Here is a 17,266-nt window from a genome sequence, read left to right as displayed (position 1 = left end):
GACCACTGCAACAGCTAACTCAGACAGAGCCTTTTCATTGCCGGGGGTTAGCGCAAGCCACGTCAAAACCGCTCTCGGCGTTTTTTCTGTGATCTGCGTCCGCTTCCCGGGTTTTCCCTTTGCCGCAGCAACCACCATAATTCACTCGATAATGCCTTAGGAGATGGTCTTGCCGAGCCTGCCCGCCCCATCCACTGAATCCTCGGTCCTGCTGGTGCAGTTGTCCGACAGCCATCTGTTCGCCGAAGCGGACGGCAAGCTGCTGGGCATGGATACCTGCGACAGCCTGCAACGGGTGATTGAGCGGGTGCAGCAGGAACAGCCGCAGATAGACCTGATCCTGGCCACGGGCGATCTTTCTCAGGACGGCAGCATCGCGTCGTATCAGCGCTTTCGCCAACTCACCTCGGCCATTGCCGCCCCGGCTCGCTGGCTGGCGGGCAACCACGATGAAACCCCGCCGATGCAGGCTGCCTGCAAAGACAGCGAGTTACTGGAGCCGGTAATCGACCTCGGGGCTTGGCGCATTACCCTACTCGACTCCTCGATTCCGGGCGCCGTGCCCGGTTTTCTTGCCGACAGCCAACTCGAACTACTCGAACGCGCCCTCAGCGAAGCACCGCAGCGCCATCACCTGATCTGCCTGCATCACCACCCGGTATCCATCGGCTGCAAGTGGATGGAGCCCATAGGCTTGCGTAACGCCGACGCGCTGTTCGCCATCCTTGAACGTTACCCGCAGGCGCGGGCCGTGCTCTGGGGGCATATCCACCAGGAGTTCGACCAGATGCGCAATAGCCTGCGCCTGCTCGCCTCGCCCTCGACCTGCGTACAGTTCGCACCGGGCAGCGAGGAGTTTCAGGTGGGCAGCGATGCCCCCGGCTATCGCTGGCTGTGCCTGCATGCCGACGGCAAGCTGGACACCGGCGTGTCGCGCGTCACCGGCATTGATTTCGAAGTGGACTACAGCGTCAAGGGTTACTGACATACCCCCAATCAGCTTGAAGCTTGCAGCTTGAGGCCCCGGACGAGTAGCCTCCCGCTCCATGACCGCATCCATCCTCTATATACACGGCCTGAACAGCTCGCCAGCCTCGCACAAGGCCAGCCAGTTGAGCAGCGCCATGGCCCATCTTGGCCTGGAAAATCAGTTGCGCGTACCGGCCCTGCACCATCATCCACGCCAGGCCATGGCGCAGTTGCAGGCGCTGATCAGCGAACTCGGCGCGCCGCTGCTGGTAGGCAGCTCCCTGGGCGGCTATTACGCCACTTACCTGGCCGAGCAGCACGGGCTCAAGGCGCTGCTGATCAACCCGGCCGTGCAGCCACACCTGCGCTTCGACGGCTACCTGGGCCCGCAAAAGAACTACTACAGCGACGAGACCTGGGATCTTACCGAGGATCACGTTCACGCCCTGGCCGAACTCGAAGCCCCGGCACCGCGTGCCCCTGCGCGCTACCAGGTCTGGCTGCAGACCGGCGACGAGACCCTCGACTACCGCGACGCCGAGCGTTACTACCGCGGCTGCGCCCTGCGCATCCAGGCCGGTGGCGACCACGGTTTCCAAGGTTTTGCCGAACGCCTGCCGACCCTCTTCGCTTTTGCCGGTATTAACGCCACACTCTGGCGTGATACCGACTTTTCCGCATTCAATTGACGAACAAGAGACCCTATGGCCCAGCAGAACGCCTATAACGCAGACGCCATCGAAGTCCTTTCCGGCCTCGACCCGGTGCGCAAGCGCCCGGGCATGTACACCGACACCACGCGCCCCAACCACCTGGCTCAGGAAGTGATCGACAACAGCGTCGACGAAGCCCTGGCCGGGCACGCCAAGACCATCCAGGTGATCCTCCACGACGACAACTCGCTGGAAGTGATCGACGACGGCCGCGGCATGCCGGTGGATATCCACCCGGAAGAAGGCGTGCCAGGTGTCGAGCTGATCCTCACCAAGCTGCACGCCGGCGGCAAGTTCAGCAACAAGAACTACCAGTTCTCTGGCGGCCTGCACGGCGTCGGTATCAGCGTGGTCAACGCCCTCTCGACGCGCGTGGTGGTCACCGTCAAGCGTGATGGCAACGAGTACCAGATGAGCTTCGCCGATGGCTTCAAGGCCAGCGACCTGGAAGTCATCGGTACGGTCGGCAAACGCAATACCGGCACCAGCGTGCATTTCTGGCCGGACGCCAAGTATTTCGACTCCTTCAAATTCTCGGTCAGCCGCCTCAAGCATGTGCTCAAGGCCAAGGCCGTGCTGTGCCCGGGCCTGTCGGTGACCTTCGAGGACAAGGCCGCTGGCGAGAAAGTCGAGTGGCATTACGAAGATGGCTTGCGCTCCTACCTGGTCGACGCCGTCAGCGAATTCGAACGCCTGCCCGTCGAGCCCTTCTGCGGCGCCCTGGCTGGCAACAAGGAGGCGGTGGACTGGGCCCTGCTGTGGCTGCCGGAGGGCGGCGACGCGGTGCAGGAAAGCTACGTCAACCTGATCCCCACCGCGCAGGGCGGCACCCACGTCAACGGTCTGCGTCAGGGCCTGCTGGATGCCATGCGTGAGTTCTGCGAGTTCCGCAACCTGCTGCCGCGCGGCGTCAAGCTGGCACCGGAAGACGTCTGGGAGCGCATCGCCTTCGTCCTCTCAATGAAGATGCAGGACGCGCAGTTCTCTGGCCAGACCAAGGAACGCCTGTCCTCCCGCGAGGCCGCCGCGTTCGTCTCCGGCGTGGTCAAAGATGCTTTCAGCCTGTGGCTCAACGCCAACCCGGAAACCGGCCTGGCATTGGCCGAACTGGCCATCAGCAACGCCGGCCGCCGCCTCAAGGCGGGCAAGAAGGTCGAACGCAAGAAGATCACCCAGGGCCCGGCACTGCCCGGCAAGCTGGCCGACTGCGCGGGGCAGAACCCGCTGCGCTGCGAGCTGTTCCTGGTCGAGGGTGACTCAGCCGGCGGCAGCGCCAAGCAGGCGCGCGACAAAGAATTCCAGGCCATCATGCCGCTGCGCGGCAAGATCCTGAACACCTGGGAAGTCGATGGCAGCGAAGTGCTGGCTTCGCAGGAAGTACACGATATCGCCGTCGCCATCGGCATCGATCCGGGTTCGAACGATCTGAGCCAGCTGCGCTACGGCAAGATCTGCATCCTCGCCGACGCCGACTCCGATGGCCTGCACATCGCCACCCTGCTCTGCGCCCTGTTCGTCCGTCACTTCCGTCCGCTGGTGGATGCCGGTCACGTTTATGTGGCCATGCCGCCGCTGTACCGCATCGACCTGGGCAAGGAGATCTTCTACGCCCTGGACGACGCCGAGCGCGACGGTATCCTTGACCGCCTGGTGGCCGAGAAGCGCCGCGGCAAACCGCAGGTCACCCGCTTCAAGGGCCTCGGCGAGATGAACCCGCCGCAACTGCGCGAAACCACCATGGACCCGAACACCCGGCGCCTGGTGCAGCTGACTCTGGATGATTTCGAAGGCACACGCGAAGTGATGGACATGCTGCTGGCGAAGAAGCGCGCCAGTGATCGCAAGAGCTGGCTGGAAACCAAGGGCAACCTGGCCGAGGTACTGGCCTGATGCGCAACCACCTCCTTGCACTCGGTCTGTTGGCCGGCGTCGCACACGCCGAGCCAGTGGTGCTGGAAGAACTGAAGTTGCAGGCTGAGTACCCGGTGACGGAAATGCCCAGCGGCAATCTGTCGGGCCTGGCCCTGTGCGGCGACACGTTGTGGGCGGTGTCCGACCGCGACGACGACCGTATCTACCAACTGCATCGTGAGGAGGGCCTGCTGCGCGCCGAGGCAGAAACCTTCGTCGCCCCTGAACCACCCGAGAACACCCTGCCCTGGGGGCTGCGCATGCGCAACTGGGCGGCGGGCCTGGTACGCGGCGGCAAGTTGGATTTCGAAGGCTTGTCGTGCGATGCGCAGGGCAACCGTTACCTGGTCAGTGAAACCCGTGCCGCCGTGTTGCAGGTCAGCAGCAACGGCAACGCACAGTGGCTCAACTTGCCGAGCAGCCTGGTACGCCAAGCGCGCGCCAGCGGCATGCTGCTGCATTTCAACCAGGGGTTCGAAGGCATCGCCATCGACCCGGCAGGCGAACGCCTGTGGCTGGCAGCGGAACAACGTCGTCGCGGCCTGACCGTATTGCATCGGCGCGGAAGCAGCTGGCGCTGCACAGGCGGCTGCGTGCTGACCAGCGAAAGCGGTGATGAACCCTCCCCGGAAGCCCTTGGCGGCCATTCGGCCCCTCGCGACTTCTCCGGCCTGGCCTATTTCGGCGAGAAACTCTTCACCCTGGAACGCCAGGCTCACCGTATATGCCGCCGCACGCTGAGCGACGGCATTGCGGATATCTGCTGGTCATTCGCAGCCGAGGCACTGACCGAGCCACGCCGCTATACGCCCAACTACGGCATGGCCGAAGCGCTGTGGATCGACAAGGACGGCGCCTGGATCGGCGTCGACAACGGCAGCCAGACCCGCGCCGATGGTGAAGAACGCCCCATTGTCTGGCGTTTCGCAGCGCCCAAGGGCGGCTGGAGCCGGCGCCCGTGAGCGAGCAGACGCCCGGCCGCCGTGCCGGACGCGTGATGTGGGTGCTAGCCTGGGGTGCCGGCCTGCTGCTGGCCACGCATTTCTTCGGCAACTGGGAAGATCGCCAGCGCAATCCCAACCAGGCGCCGCAATCGCTACATGGCGATGGCTTCGTCGAAGTCAGCCTGGCTAGCAGCCGTCAGGGACATTACGTGGTCAATGGCCAGATCGATGGGCAGGACGTGACCTTCCTGCTCGATACCGGCGCCACGCAGGTCGCGATCCCCAGCGCGGTGGCCGAGCGGCTCGGCCTGCAACGCGGCGCGCCGATCATCATCAGCACCGCCAACGGCCGCGCCACCGGCCATCGCACGCGCTTGGACAGCCTGCGCCTGGGCGATATCGAACTACGTGATGTCGCCGCACTGATCGCCCCCGGCATGGACGGCGACGACGTGCTGCTGGGCATGAGCGCCCTGAAACAACTCGAATTCAGTCAGAAGGGCGGCACCCTGGTGCTGCGCCAATCAACCTTGCAATGAGGCCCGCATGAGCGAATCCCTCGATTTGAGCCTGGAAGGCGTTGAACGCCGGTCACTCGCCGACTTCACCGAGCAGGCTTATCTCAACTACTCCATGTACGTGATCATGGACCGCGCCCTGCCGCACATCGGCGACGGCCTGAAACCCGTGCAGCGCCGTATCGTCTACGCCATGAGCGAGTTGGGCCTGGACGCCGACTCCAAGCACAAGAAGTCGGCGCGGACCGTCGGTGACGTGCTCGGCAAGTTCCACCCGCACGGTGACAGCGCCTGCTATGAAGCGATGGTGCTGATGGCGCAGCCGTTCAGCTACCGCTACACACTGGTCGACGGCCAGGGCAACTGGGGTGCGCCGGACGATCCCAAATCTTTCGCTGCCATGCGCTACACCGAGGCACGCCTGTCGCGTTACTCGGAAGTGTTGCTGTCCGAACTGGGCCAGGGCACGGTCGACTGGGTGCCGAACTTCGACGGCACCATGAACGAGCCGGCGACGCTGCCGGCGCGCCTGCCCAACCTGCTGCTCAACGGCACCACCGGCATCGCCGTGGGCATGGCCACCGACGTACCGCCGCACAACTTGCGCGAAGTGGCCGCGGCCTGCGTGCGTCTACTGGATGAGCCGAGCGCCAAGGTCGAGCAACTCTGCGAGCATATCCAGGGCCCGGACTTCCCCACCGAAGCCGAAGTCATCACGCCCAAGGCCGACCTGCTGAAGATTTACGAAACCGGCCGCGGCTCGGTGCGCATGCGCGCCGTGTACAGTGTCGAGGACGGCGACATCGTCGTCACCGCCCTGCCGCATCAGGTCTCCGGGTCCAAGGTGCTGGAGCAGATCGCGGCACAAATGCAGGCCAAGAAGCTGCCGATGGTCGCTGACCTGCGCGATGAGTCGGACCACGAGAACCCGTGCCGCATCGTCATCATCCCGCGCTCCAACCGCGTCGATGCCGACGAACTGATGACCCACCTGTTCGCCACCACCGACCTGGAGTCCAGCTACCGGGTCAACACCAACGTCATCGGCCTCGATGGCAAGCCGCAGGTCAAGGACCTGCGCACCCTGCTCAGCGAGTGGCTGGTGTACCGCGTCGGTACCGTACGTCGTCGCCTGCAGTTCCGCCTGGACAAGGTGGAAAAGCGCCTGCACCTGTTGGAAGGTTTGTTGATTGCCTTCCTCAACCTCGACGAGGTGATCCGCATCATCCGCACCGAGGATTCCCCCAAGCCGGTGCTGATGGAAACCTTCGGTCTCACCGATGTGCAGGCCGACTACATCCTCGACACTCGCCTGCGCCAATTGGCTCGCCTGGAAGAAATGAAGATCCGAGGCGAGCAGGACGAGCTGGCCAAGGAGCGCGAGAAGCTGCTGGCTCTGCTCGGCAGCGAAGCCAAGCTGAAGAAGCTGGTACGCAAGGAGATCATCGAAGACGCCGAGAAGTACGGCGATGACCGCCGCTCGCCGATCGTCGCCCGCGCCGAGGCCAAGGCCCTCTCGGAAACCGAGCTGATGCCGACCGAGCCGGTCACCGTGGTGCTCTCGGAAAAAGGTTGGGTTCGCTGCGCCAAGGGTCACGACATCGACGCCACCGGCCTGTCGTACAAGGCTGGCGACGGTTTCAAGGCCGCCGCGCCGGGGCGTTCGAACCAGTACGCGGTGTTTATCGACTCCACAGGCAGGAGCTATTCGCTCGCCGCCCACAGCCTGCCGTCGGCTCGCGGCCAGGGCGAACCGCTGACCGGTCGTCTGACGCCACCACCAGGGGCGACCTTCGAATGCGTGATGCTGCCGGAAGACAGCGCCCTGTACGTGATCGCCTCCGACGCTGGTTACGGTTTCGTGGTCAAGGGTGAGGATCTGCAAGCCAAGAACAAGGCGGGCAAGGCGCTGCTGACTCTACCCAACGGCGCCAAGGTGGTCGCACCCAAGCCAGTCAGTAACCTGGACGACGACTGGTTGGCCGCGGTGACTACCGAAGGTCGCCTGCTGCTGTTCAAGGTCACCGATCTGCCACAACTGGGTAAAGGCAAGGGCAACAAGATCATCGGCATTCCCGGCGAGCGCGTAGCCTCGCGTGAGGAATATCTGACCGATCTGGCCGTGCTGCCCAGCGGCGCCAGTTTGGTTTTGCAGGCCGGGAAGCGTACCCTGACACTGAAAGCCGACGACCTCGAGCACTACAAGGGCGAGCGCGGCCGCCGCGGTAACAAGCTGCCGCGAGGCTTCCAGCGCGTCGACCAGCTGCTGGTGGAATAGCGTCGGCAACACGCCCCGTTCGTCCGGGATATCCGCGCTACCAGCCAGCAGGCAAGGCTGGAGTCGTGGCGCGGTTTGACGGATGATACGCGCCCCGGGTCATGCGCGAATGACCCCTTGAATGATATGGGTTCGATGTGCAGCTGCCCCAAAAGCGGCTGCCTGGGATTGATGATGATTGTAGTACGCCCTGTGGCCCTGCTTTTGACCACACTGCTCGTATTGAGCGGTTGCAGCCTGCTGCAGCAGAAGCCGGTGCCTCTTTACCAACTCGATAGCGGGAGTGCCGTAACGCCGACCAAGGACAACGGTGTAACCGTACTGGTCGGTCCGATCAGCGTGGCAGATTACCTGCGCCAGCAGAATCTGCTGCAACGCCAGGCAGACGGCAGCCTGGTCGCGGCTCAGGATGCGCGCTGGGCCAGCGGCCTGGCCAACGACATCGATCAGCAGATGCTGCGCCAGTTGGCCTGGCGTCTGGACAGCCAGCGCCTGGTGCTGGCCCCGTCGGCCCCGGGCTTCAGTGCCGACGCGCAAGTCATGCTGACCATTACGCGCCTGGACTCCGGGCCAACCCAGCCAGCTGTACTGGAAGCGCAATGGCGCCTGCTCGACCGTCGTGGACAACTGCGCGACAGCCGCCTGATTCGCCTGGAAGAGCCGCACAACGGGCCTCTGGCTGAACAGGTCAAGGCGCAGAGCGCCCTGCTGCAACGCCTGGCCGCGGAACTGGCGGTGGCCATCCAGCCCATCGCAGCGGCTGAGCCCACGCCTGAGCCGCCGCGCAAGAAGACCCCGATCGCCAAAGCCAAGCCGCAGGAGCCTGCCGCCGGGCCGAAGATTCCAGTGGCAGAACCCATCAAGATCGATACGGAAGTCTTCCGCTTCTAAACAAAAAGCCCGCAATTCAGACTGTGTAAAAACCGAGTAGTCTGTATCCAAGCCAGAGACAATGCCTCCATCGGTCGATGGGGGCATTGTCGTTTATGGGATACATCAAGGCAGAAGATCGTCAGCAAAGCAGCCTAACTCCCCCACACAGGAGGTGCTGGTGCCGGATGATCATCACATCGACGATCATGGCATCTCTTCAGTACGAGGGATGCAATCGAGGGTGAAGTCAGGGCCGGCAGTCACTATGACTACAGCCCGGCGACAATCGGGTCGAGCCATGACTGGAAACGAATAGACCGAGCACGACTCGCGCCTTGCTCAGTCCGCGTTCACTTGCTGCGAATCTTCTCGACGATTGCTGTGGTGGAGCTGTTCTCCACCAGACCAAGTACGCGTACTTCGCCGCCATAGGCCTGGACGATGTCGGCACCGACCACTTGGTCGACACCATAGTCACCGCCCTTGACCAGCACATCCGGCTGCACCTGCTTGAGCAGGCGCTCGGGCGTGTCTTCACTGAAGCTCACAACCCAGTCCACCGCCCCCAGGCCAGCGAGCACCGCCATACGACGGTCGACCGCGTTGATAGGGCGGCCGGGGCCTTTCAGGCGGCTGACCGAGGCGTCGTCGTTGATCGCCACGATCAGGCGATCGCCCTGCGCGCGCGCCTGCTCCAGGTAGGTCACGTGACCGGCGTGAAGGATATCGAAACAACCATTGGTGAAGACGATCTTCTCTCCATGGGCGCGGGCGTCTTCAATGGCGATCAGCAATTGATCCAGACTCAGTACGCCACGCTCGGAACCTTCTTCGCGCTGCACCGCACGACGCAGCTCGGGTGCGCTGATGGCTGCAGTGCCCAGCTTGCCGACCACGATGCCAGCGGCCAGGTTGGCCAGGGCCACTGCCAGCGGCAGCTCCTCGCCCGCCGCGATGGAGGCGGCCAAGGTGGAAATCACCGTGTCGCCAGCACCAGTGACGTCGAACACCTCTCGGGCACGGGCCGGCAGGTGCAGTGGCGCATGCTCCGGGCGCAGCAGGGTCATGCCGTGCTCGCCACGGGTCACCAATAAAGCGCCCAACTCCAGCTCGCGCATCAGCTTGGCGCCTTTGCTGACCAACTCGGCCTCATCGGCACAACCGCCGACGATCAGCTCGAACTCGTGCAGGTTAGGCGTGATCAGGCTGGCACCACGGTAGATGGAAAAGTCCTTGCCCTTGGGATCGGCCAGCACCGCAATGCCCTTGTTACGCGCCGCCTGGATCAGTACCTGATGGTTCTGCAGCACCCCCTTACCATAGTCCGACAGCACCAGCACCTTGACCCCATCGAGCAGTGCATCGACCTCACGCGCCAGAGCGGCGGTGTCGGTTCTGAACGGTTCCTCGAAGTCCATGCGCAGCAACTGCTGGTGGCGGCTCATCACCCGCAGCTTGACGATGGTGGGCTGGTCATCGATACGCTGGAAATGGGTTTCCACCCCCACGCCCTGCAGGCTGTCGCTGAGGCTGTCGGCGGCTTCGTCCTCACCCGTGACGCCAACCAGCAGCGCCCGCGCACCGAGCGCCGCGATATTCAGTGCCACGTTGGCAGCACCACCTGGGCGGTCCTCGATCTGGTCGACACGCACCACGGGCACCGGGGCTTCGGGAGAAATCCGCGAGGTGCCGCCATGCCAGTAGCGATCGAGCATCACATCGCCCACCACCAGAACGGTGGCTTGGTCATAGCGGGGCATGGATAGTTTCATGGCAGCTCCAGAAGGGGAGAAAAACGGGAAAAATCATAGCATGGCGAATACGGCGGGCAGCTCAGAGCGGGCGAACCCAGAACAGCTCATGTCGGCGCACGGCCTTACGGAAGAACTCGTCCTCGCCCGTGGCGGGCCAGCGGCGCCCGGCCAACGCCCACTGAATCAGGCGGCGCAGGCGTCTTTTCAGCGGCAGCGGGCCTTGCAGGTCATGCTGCAGGCCCAGCGCCATGGCCTTGTCCAACTGCCGTTCAGCATCCAGCGTCGGGCTCCACAGGCGGTCGGCCGGCAGCGCGTTTATCGCCGGCGGCAAGGCGATGCCATTACCCGCCGGGCCCATGGGCCAACGGTCGTTGTCATTCAGGTGATTGGCGTAGAGCAACAGGGCTTTCGGCTTCCAGCCGCTGCGCTCGCAGGCTTCGAGCACGGCACGGGTGCTGGCGACATGATCGTGATGCGGGTCCAACTCCGGGTGCGGCGTCAGCAACACTTCGGGGCGGTAATGCTCGATCACAGCTACTAGGTCGGCGATCAGGTTATTCCAGGTCGGCTGACCATCGGTGTCGGCCGGTAGCGGCAGCGGATTGTGACGGCGCACAGGGCGCACATCGCTTTCCCCCGATTCGCGTGAGCCAAAGGGCACTTGCGGTTGCTCGGCCATGGCGGGCAGCTGCAGGCAGTAGTAGCCGAGCTGCACGCAGCGATGCTGCGGTACGCCGCCCCAAAGCGGCGCGGCCAGGCTGTCCCAGGAGCGCAGCCGGCCTTTCAGACGGGCGGCAGCGGCCTTGTCCAGGCCGAGGCGCTGATAGTTTTCGGCCTCGATCTCACCTTGGGTCAGGGTGACGATGGCGGTCTCGGACGAGCGACTGTACTGACCAAAGGCCGCCAGCTCGGCATCGTCAGCATGTGGCGCGATGATCAGCATGCGCTGCGCGGTAAAGTCGGGGCTGCGCATGGCATGCACGCGCAATTCGCCCACGATACGGCAGAAGCGAGGGACGATGCTCAGCCCTCGCACCGACTGCCCAGAGACATTGAGGTAGCGGCGCCCAGCCACGCCACGCTCAAAATCCTGGCGGTCATCGCCCAGACGCACATACGGATCGACCCAACGTCCCAGCCAGGTCGCGGCTAGGCTCAACTCGAGAATCAGCGTGTCGTAACCGACGAGGTCCACCTCGACCTGCAGTGCGCCCTGCTCGATACGTGCCGGTACGCTGAGGCAATCATCGGGGAAGTCGTAGCGGTAATCGTCGCGCGGCGAATAGAACAGGTGGTCGGCGAACCAAGCCTCGTGCGCCACCCAACCAAGTACCAGCAACAGAGGCGGTAGCCACCAGGCGACGAAAACACCGAGCGCCAGCAACGCCAACAGCGCCAACAATAGGGCGATGCGCTTGTTGCGCCGATGCTGCTTGAGCAGCTGTTGCTTGCGTCCGTTCATGCGCTCACACCTGATAGACCGGTACCCGGTTGCACCAGCGATCCTTATATTCGCGGTCGGCGCGACCGAACGAATAACGCAGTGGTTTGCCCAGCGCCCGCGCCTGCTCCCACTCGCTTTGCGTGTTGACGAAGCTGAGCACGCTGCCGGGGCTGAACTCGCGTTGTTGCGGGTCAACGCCGCCGTTGATGTACTCCAGGCTGACCCACTGCGGCGCCTCGACCCGATAGAGCACCTGGATCGCCACGGGTTCGTCATTCAGATAGATCAGCGAGCCGGTCATGAACTCGCGCAGGCGGCTGAACACCTCGACCAGATGCGCTTTGCCGGTGGCCTCAAAGCCCCAGCGACGCTGAAACAGATCAGCGTAGATGCGCGCCTGCTCCTGCGCCGTCAGATCCAGCATCGGCCGGATCACCCCGCCCGCCTCCTCCAGCAGGCGCTGTTCGCGGCGCTGGTTGTAGCGAAATTTCTTGCTGTATTGCTCGGGCTCGCGAGCCAATGCCAGCCCCTCGGGCTGCTCGCGCAGCGGGGTGACCTGTGCGGCGTTGAGCTCGGAAACGTAGCGCATGGAGTGCTGCACCGGCACTTTCAGACCGTTGGCGATGGGCAGAATGATCTCGGCATTACCCAGATCGAAGAGCCCACGCCGCCCCTGCTGCTTCAGCACATCCTTGGACAGCGCCAAGTATCGGCCCCAAGTCGGCATCGCCGCGCTCAATTGGCCATCGACCAACCAACCCAGGTAGCGCACGGGAATGCTAGCCAGATCAGCCAGACGCGCCACCACTGCAGGGTGGGTGGCGACGCTACCGCCGAAACGCGACCAGGCCTCGGCATAATCGGTGGCGCTAATCGGCGTCCAGCCGCGCTCACGCCAGAATTGCAGACGGCTAAGCATCAGATGTCCTGCTCGACCGCAGCGGGCTGGCTGCCATCCTCGAACTGCTTGGCATGCAGCCGCGCGTAGTAGCCGTTCTGTGCCAGCAACTCGGCATGGCTGCCGCGCTCGACGATCTGCCCCTGATCCATCACCAGAATCAGGTCGGCCTTTTCGATGGTGGTCAGGCGATGAGCGATCACCAACGTGGTACGGCCCTGCATCACCTGGTCCAGGGCGGCCTGGATGTGTCGCTCGGATTCGGTATCCAACGCCGAGGTGGCCTCGTCGAGAATCAGCACAGGCGCATCCTTGAGCAGCGCGCGGGCGATAGCCAGGCGCTGGCGCTGACCACCGGACAGCAGCACGCCGTTCTCGCCAACCAGGGTGTCATAGCCTTGCGGCATCTTCTCGATGAACTCGGCGGCATAGGCATCGCCCGCCGCCTGCTGAACGGCTTCGAGCGGAGCGCCGACCAGATCGCCATAGGCGATGTTATTACGCACCGTGTCGTTGAACAGGGTGACGTGCTGGGTGACCAGAGCAATGTGCCGGCGCAGGTTGCGCAGGGTGTAATCCTCCACATCCACCCCATCGAGCAGGATGCTGCCCTGCTCATGGTGATAGAAACGCGGAATCAGGTTGGCCAGGGTCGACTTGCCGCTACCGGAACGCCCGACCAGTGCCACCATCTGACCCGGTTCAGCGACGAAGGAAATATTGTTCAGAACGGGTTTTTCCGAGCCGGGGTAGCTGAAACTCAGCGCCTTAACTTCCAGTCGGCCGTTGATGCGCTCGCGCTCCTGAGTGCCGCAGTCGACTTCCGGCTCCTCGTCAAGCTGCTCGAAAATGCTCTCGGCACCCGCCACACCTTTCTGTATGGTCGAACTGACCTCGGACAGTTGGCGGATCGGCTTGGGTAGTAGACCCGCCAGAGTGATGTAGGCGACCAGATCCCCCGCCGAGGCATCACCGCGCAACCACAGGACAAGAAACATCAGCACGGCCATGGCACTGTAGATCACCAGCTGCAGTGAAGGCGTATAGACAGCGCCGGTGCGCACCATCTTGAGCTGCTTGCTCTTGTTCTCTTCACTAGCGTCGAAGAAGCGCTGCTTCTCATAGTCTTCGCCACCGAAGCTGCGCACTACACGGTAGCCTTGGATGCTTTCAGACGTGACGTGAGTGACATCACCCATACTGGTCTGGATCTTTTTGCTCTGCTTACGGAATTTCTTGCTGGTACTGGTGACCATCAGGCCGATGATCGGAAGAATCGCTACCATCACCAGCGTCAACTTCCAGTTCATCCACAGCAGAGTGGCGAACAGGAAGATCACCGTCATCCCCTCGCGAACGACAACCTTGATCGCATCGGTGGCTGCACCGGTGACCATGGTCACGTTGTAAGTGATACGCGAGATCAGATGACCGGAGTTGTGGTTATCGAAGTAGCGGTTGGGCAGGGTCAGCAGGTTGTTGAACAGTGCAATACGCAGATCCTGCACCAGCCCCATAGAGACCTTGGCCAGGTAGTAATTGCCGAGGAAAGAGCCAATACCCTGCCACAATGCAATCAACACAATCAGCAATGGCACGGCCTGCAGCAGCTTCAGGTGCGCAAGCCAGGGAGCATTTTCCAACAGCCAGGGCACACCAGCGAAGAGACTAGCCTCGGGATTGGACAGCCCATCGACGAAATACTTGAGGATGTAGCCCAGCATCGGCTGGGTTGAGGCGAAGATCAGGAAGCCCAAAAGACTGATGGTGAAAAGGCCCCAGTATGGAACCACGTAGCGCAGCAATCGCAGATACACCTTCATGCTGGATTGCTGGTTGGAATTGGCCATTCGGCTCGCCTCACGCACTGGCAGGATTAGCAAGGGGCGGATTGTACCAGCCCAGTACGCCAAGAACTCTATGCGCTACGGAAGTTTCCCGCTGACGCGCATGGTGTAGTCGAGCATCAAAGCGCAACCAACACGACATGTTTCAACCCAAGATAGAGGCCAGAGACGTCAAGCCGACGCCCCAGGCAGAACGATATGAACCATCGAAAACAACTGACCTACCTAGCCTTTGGTGCAGAAATTTACCAGCGCGAAGCGATATTCAGCATCGCCTCATCTCTTAGCCGAAGCACTAATCGCAACTGGGATATCCGGGTATTTACCGATAGCCCTGAGCTCAATACAGACCTTCCGGTGATAGTGGCCCCCATAGAAAATACACCGGAGCGGCCCAAACAACTACCGCTTCTGCATCAAACACGCAGCTCTGTTGCAAGTCCTACGCGAATACAGAACCTCAGTACTCGTGGACACCGATACGTTCTTCCAAGCCTCTCCCTAGAAGCTATTCGAACGCATCAGATCCGGCCAGTTACTGTGCAACAAAATCGGTTCGCCGCTTATCGGCAGCGACCACCCGGAAACATTCAGAGCAGCCCTGCATGGAAAGAGCCTGTTGGACTCATCACTGCGCCAGACGAACTCCGGCGTGATAGGCCTACAATCGGATGATGCACACATAAATGGATGAACTGCATACAGCGGCTCGCGACATTTACTCGCTCGAGGAAATCTGCCTCGCAGTAGCAGCCCATGGACACCTCAAGCTGGAGCAGTATCCAGACCTGCTGCATCACTATTGGAGTAGCAAGTCTCAGTTCAGAGCCAAGATCAGCGCGTGGTACGAGAAGCACCAACATTCCCTGATCAGTGACAAAGCACTTGGCGACATTCGTAATGTCACGACACACTTGCCTCGTCCGCCGCAGCCATTACGCGGCTTACAGAAGATTGCCACACTAGCTCTACCCGCAGAGCAACGTCAGTTCCCACGCGAGTCACTCTACACCTGCTATCGCTACTCGAACGAATTCGACCGTGCCTGCGCCACCGTCTGGTGGGAAAAGCACTTGAAAATGCCGAGCGACGAAAGGGTCACAGGCTCAATACGCAATCATTAAATCGGTGGCTGAACCACCCTGTTTTGCGTACTCTGACAGGCTAACTTCATCGCGATCTGACTCAACATCTCTGCAAGCTGCGCTCCCTGGGCAGTGCTCCCCTGAATGACTCTACCCTGCGCAAGAACTGAAATACACACCCTGCCTATATGACCATACCATCCATGCAATCCTTGTCGCACACGGACTTTGAACAACTGGTAGCCAATGCCCAGAGTGTTGAGGAAGACAGCTACGGACCCAAGGTCTACCTGTTCGACAATGGTGACTACCTGAAGCTCTTCAGGCGAAAACGTCTTCTTTCCTCTGCCTTGCTCACCCCTTACTCGGTGCGTTTCTGGCGGAATGCAGAGCAGCTTAAACGTCTTGATATCCCAACGATTACGCCGCTGCAGCTCTTCAGACTCCCAAACGCCGGATGGACTGCCGTTCGCTACAGAGCACTGGCTGGAACGACGCTGAAATCGGTCTATGCACAGGAGCAGGGAATGGATTCTGCCTTGCTCGAACAGCTCGCCGGATTCTTCAGGAACCTGCACAGAAAAGGGATCTACTTCCGCTCGATGCATCTGGGCAATATCGTTTTGACACCCAGCGGCACGCTCGGTCTCATCGACATCGCAGACCTGGCATTCCAGTCACGCGCACTGTCGCACAACAAGGCAAGCCGTAACCTGGCCCATTTCGAGCGCTACCTCAAACATAACGGCCTTATCACAGGATTTCCATTCGACGCCCTGTGCGAAAAAGTTCTGGCGCCCTAGGCGCCAGATGTGACCTCTGGTGTAGCAGCCTTAGGCGCTTTCGACACCTTGCACAGCACGGCTAGATGAATAGCGATAGGAATCCATATCAGGAACCAGTGTTCCTTGGGCCTCGACATGAAGGAGCCCCCCTCGGTCATTCCGGCCACAAAACCGTAGACCAGCAGAGTAGAGCTGATCAACACCAGACCAGACCCACGCATGCGCCAAGCACTGAGCAGGCTGTACGAGTATAGGGTCAGCCAAAGTGCGCCCCCAACTAAACCGGTCTGATATATGACACCCAACGTCAGATTATGGGGGTCCGCCAGTAACGTATTCGCACCGTCCGGCAGTACGATATCAATGCCTGTGTCATAACCATGGCCAAGCCAGAGAGCCGGCATGATTTGCTTCCACGTCTCAGCCCAAATGAACGGGCGATAGGAAAGCCCCCTGTCCAGCAAGTCTGCGCCGAAAAACCACACCCCCGTCAAACCGATACAAGTTAATGCCAGCACAAGCCAAAGCCCACGCTTATCGGCGACCATGACCAGCAACCAGACAACACATGCGAACAAGGCCATGAAGGGTGTCCGCGAACCTGTTAGAAACAGCAGCAGGACCAAGGGAACCAGCATCATGAGTTTCAGTGGCCATTGTCTCGCAGAACTCATGAGCGCCCCCAGCCAGAGGGTCGCAAAAAAACCGTATACATGTGAAGTCAATAACGGGTTATACAAGGCACCGTAGCCTTCTAGACGCGCATACTCCCGGTTTTCGCTAAGAAACATGACGATACTAACTAGTGCAGCGAGAGCTGCAACACCGCCGCCTATACCGACAGAAAGCACCAGACGCCGCATATCGACATTGCCCAATGCGGCCACCCCCAGAAGCAACATGCAGATGTATAGCGGATGCTTGAGCTTGGAGTAGTCAACGCTGCCAGCAGACCAGGCCAGTGAGAGTGCAACGTACACCGAAAAAGCGACAAACAGCCAGAACAAAGGGGCATGCCGCAAAAAAAGGAATCGGCGCCAGCAAACGAGCGCGACGATGAGGGTCGGCAAGGCGAAGCTCAAATAGTACAGCTTGTGATAAAGCGAACGCTCTCCGATCCAGAACATTCCTGTCAGAAGTAATACCAACGCAACCGGCAGCCAGTACCGAACATATCCCTTGAACAACGATTCACACCACATACGTGAAGATCCAACCTGCAAAATCTGCCTTGTCAATCTGAGCGT

At 61.5% G+C, this 17,266-nt stretch carries 14 protein-coding genes; 9 read left to right on the top strand and 5 right to left on the bottom strand.

The window, feature by feature from the left end:
- The first annotated feature begins 163 nt into the window (after positions 1-163).
- From cpdA to CXP40_RS11415, 7 genes are all read left to right on the top strand, one after another.
- Positions 164-985, top strand: coding sequence for a 3',5'-cyclic-AMP phosphodiesterase (gene cpdA, locus CXP40_RS11445; RefSeq protein WP_371916949.1), 822 nt, complete (start codon positions 164-166; stop codon positions 983-985).
- Positions 986-1,046: 61 nt separating this feature from the next.
- On the top strand, positions 1,047-1,658 hold the full coding sequence (locus CXP40_RS11440) for a YqiA/YcfP family alpha/beta fold hydrolase (protein ID WP_106733796.1): 612 nt from the start codon (positions 1,047-1,049) through the stop codon (positions 1,656-1,658).
- Between the two features lie 15 nt (positions 1,659-1,673).
- The gene (gene parE, locus CXP40_RS11435; RefSeq protein ID WP_106733795.1) at positions 1,674-3,572 is read left to right on the top strand and encodes a DNA topoisomerase IV subunit B; all 1,899 of its coding nucleotides are present in this window, start codon (positions 1,674-1,676) and stop codon (positions 3,570-3,572) included.
- Positions 3,572-4,555, top strand: coding sequence for an esterase-like activity of phytase family protein (locus tag CXP40_RS11430; protein ID WP_106733794.1), 984 nt, complete (start codon positions 3,572-3,574; stop codon positions 4,553-4,555). Before parE ends, CXP40_RS11430 begins: the two co-directional genes overlap by 1 nt.
- 35 nt (positions 4,556-4,590) lie before the next feature.
- Entirely contained in the window at positions 4,591-5,076 is a 486-nt protein-coding gene (locus tag CXP40_RS11425; RefSeq protein WP_371916951.1) for a TIGR02281 family clan AA aspartic protease, read from the top strand.
- Positions 5,077-5,083: 7 nt separating this feature from the next.
- On the top strand, positions 5,084-7,333 hold the full coding sequence (gene parC, locus CXP40_RS11420; protein ID WP_106733792.1) for a DNA topoisomerase IV subunit A: 2,250 nt from the start codon (positions 5,084-5,086) through the stop codon (positions 7,331-7,333).
- A 171-nt stretch (positions 7,334-7,504) separates the two neighbouring features.
- Entirely contained in the window at positions 7,505-8,224 is a 720-nt protein-coding gene (locus CXP40_RS11415; protein WP_106733808.1) for a membrane integrity-associated transporter subunit PqiC, read from the top strand.
- A gap of 332 nt (positions 8,225-8,556) precedes the next feature.
- Here the strand turns inward: CXP40_RS11415 and hldE are convergent, their stop codons facing one another.
- The 4 genes from hldE to msbA form a co-directional block, all read right to left on the bottom strand.
- Positions 8,557-9,978 carry a bifunctional D-glycero-beta-D-manno-heptose-7-phosphate kinase/D-glycero-beta-D-manno-heptose 1-phosphate adenylyltransferase HldE gene (gene hldE, locus CXP40_RS11410; protein ID WP_106733791.1) on the bottom strand — a complete coding sequence of 474 codons (1,422 nt, stop codon included), beginning with the start codon at positions 9,976-9,978 and terminating at the stop codon, positions 8,557-8,559.
- Positions 9,979-10,039: 61 nt separating this feature from the next.
- Positions 10,040-11,422 (bottom strand): PIG-L deacetylase family protein, encoded by a 1,383-nt coding sequence (locus CXP40_RS11405; protein WP_106733790.1) that lies wholly within the window; start codon positions 11,420-11,422, stop codon positions 10,040-10,042.
- 4 nt (positions 11,423-11,426) lie between these two features.
- Positions 11,427-12,323 carry a GNAT family N-acetyltransferase gene (locus tag CXP40_RS11400; protein ID WP_106733789.1) on the bottom strand — a complete coding sequence of 299 codons (897 nt, stop codon included), beginning with the start codon at positions 12,321-12,323 and terminating at the stop codon, positions 11,427-11,429.
- Positions 12,323-14,152, bottom strand: coding sequence for a lipid A export permease/ATP-binding protein MsbA (gene msbA, locus CXP40_RS11395; protein ID WP_106733788.1), 1,830 nt, complete (start codon positions 14,150-14,152; stop codon positions 12,323-12,325). Before msbA ends, CXP40_RS11400 begins: the two co-directional genes overlap by 1 nt.
- Before the next feature lie 683 nt (positions 14,153-14,835).
- Between msbA and CXP40_RS23975 the strand changes: the two genes are divergently transcribed.
- A complete protein-coding gene (locus CXP40_RS23975) occupies positions 14,836-15,273 on the top strand; it encodes a hypothetical protein (RefSeq protein WP_256579279.1) in 438 nt (145 codons plus the stop codon).
- A gap of 164 nt (positions 15,274-15,437) precedes the next feature.
- Entirely contained in the window at positions 15,438-16,037 is a 600-nt protein-coding gene (locus tag CXP40_RS11385; protein WP_106733807.1) for a lipopolysaccharide kinase InaA family protein, read from the top strand.
- Here CXP40_RS11385 and CXP40_RS11380 read toward each other — a convergent pair.
- Positions 16,034-17,221, bottom strand: coding sequence for an O-antigen ligase (locus tag CXP40_RS11380; protein WP_106733787.1), 1,188 nt, complete (start codon positions 17,219-17,221; stop codon positions 16,034-16,036). The two genes, CXP40_RS11385 and CXP40_RS11380, sit on opposite strands and share 4 nt — an antisense overlap.
- Positions 17,222-17,266 lie beyond the last annotated feature (45 nt).

Origin of the sequence: Pseudomonas sp. YY-1 (assembly GCF_002843095.1) — a bacterium.
GTDB classification, from domain to species: Bacteria; Pseudomonadota; Gammaproteobacteria; order Pseudomonadales; family Pseudomonadaceae; genus Aquipseudomonas; species Aquipseudomonas sediminis_A.
This window is presented reverse-complemented; position numbering and strand designations above follow the sequence as displayed.

Coding starts and splice junctions, on each gene's coding strand:
- cpdA (WP_371916949.1), top strand. CDS start 164: ATGGTCTTGCCGAGCCTGCCCGCCCCATCCACTGAATCCTCGGTCCTG.
- CXP40_RS11440 (WP_106733796.1), top strand. CDS start 1,047: ATGACCGCATCCATCCTCTATATACACGGCCTGAACAGCTCGCCAGCC.
- parE (WP_106733795.1), top strand. CDS start 1,674: ATGGCCCAGCAGAACGCCTATAACGCAGACGCCATCGAAGTCCTTTCC.
- CXP40_RS11430 (WP_106733794.1), top strand. CDS start 3,572: ATGCGCAACCACCTCCTTGCACTCGGTCTGTTGGCCGGCGTCGCACAC.
- CXP40_RS11425 (WP_371916951.1), top strand. CDS start 4,591: ATGTGGGTGCTAGCCTGGGGTGCCGGCCTGCTGCTGGCCACGCATTTC.
- parC (WP_106733792.1), top strand. CDS start 5,084: ATGAGCGAATCCCTCGATTTGAGCCTGGAAGGCGTTGAACGCCGGTCA.
- CXP40_RS11415 (WP_106733808.1), top strand. CDS start 7,505: ATGATGATTGTAGTACGCCCTGTGGCCCTGCTTTTGACCACACTGCTC.
- hldE (WP_106733791.1), bottom strand. CDS start 9,978: ATGAAACTATCCATGCCCCGCTATGACCAAGCCACCGTTCTGGTGGTG.
- CXP40_RS11405 (WP_106733790.1), bottom strand. CDS start 11,422: ATGAACGGACGCAAGCAACAGCTGCTCAAGCAGCATCGGCGCAACAAG.
- CXP40_RS11400 (WP_106733789.1), bottom strand. CDS start 12,323: ATGCTTAGCCGTCTGCAATTCTGGCGTGAGCGCGGCTGGACGCCGATT.
- msbA (WP_106733788.1), bottom strand. CDS start 14,152: ATGGCCAATTCCAACCAGCAATCCAGCATGAAGGTGTATCTGCGATTG.
- CXP40_RS23975 (WP_256579279.1), top strand. CDS start 14,836: ATGGATGAACTGCATACAGCGGCTCGCGACATTTACTCGCTCGAGGAA.
- CXP40_RS11385 (WP_106733807.1), top strand. CDS start 15,438: ATGCAATCCTTGTCGCACACGGACTTTGAACAACTGGTAGCCAATGCC.
- CXP40_RS11380 (WP_106733787.1), bottom strand. CDS start 17,221: ATGTGGTGTGAATCGTTGTTCAAGGGATATGTTCGGTACTGGCTGCCG.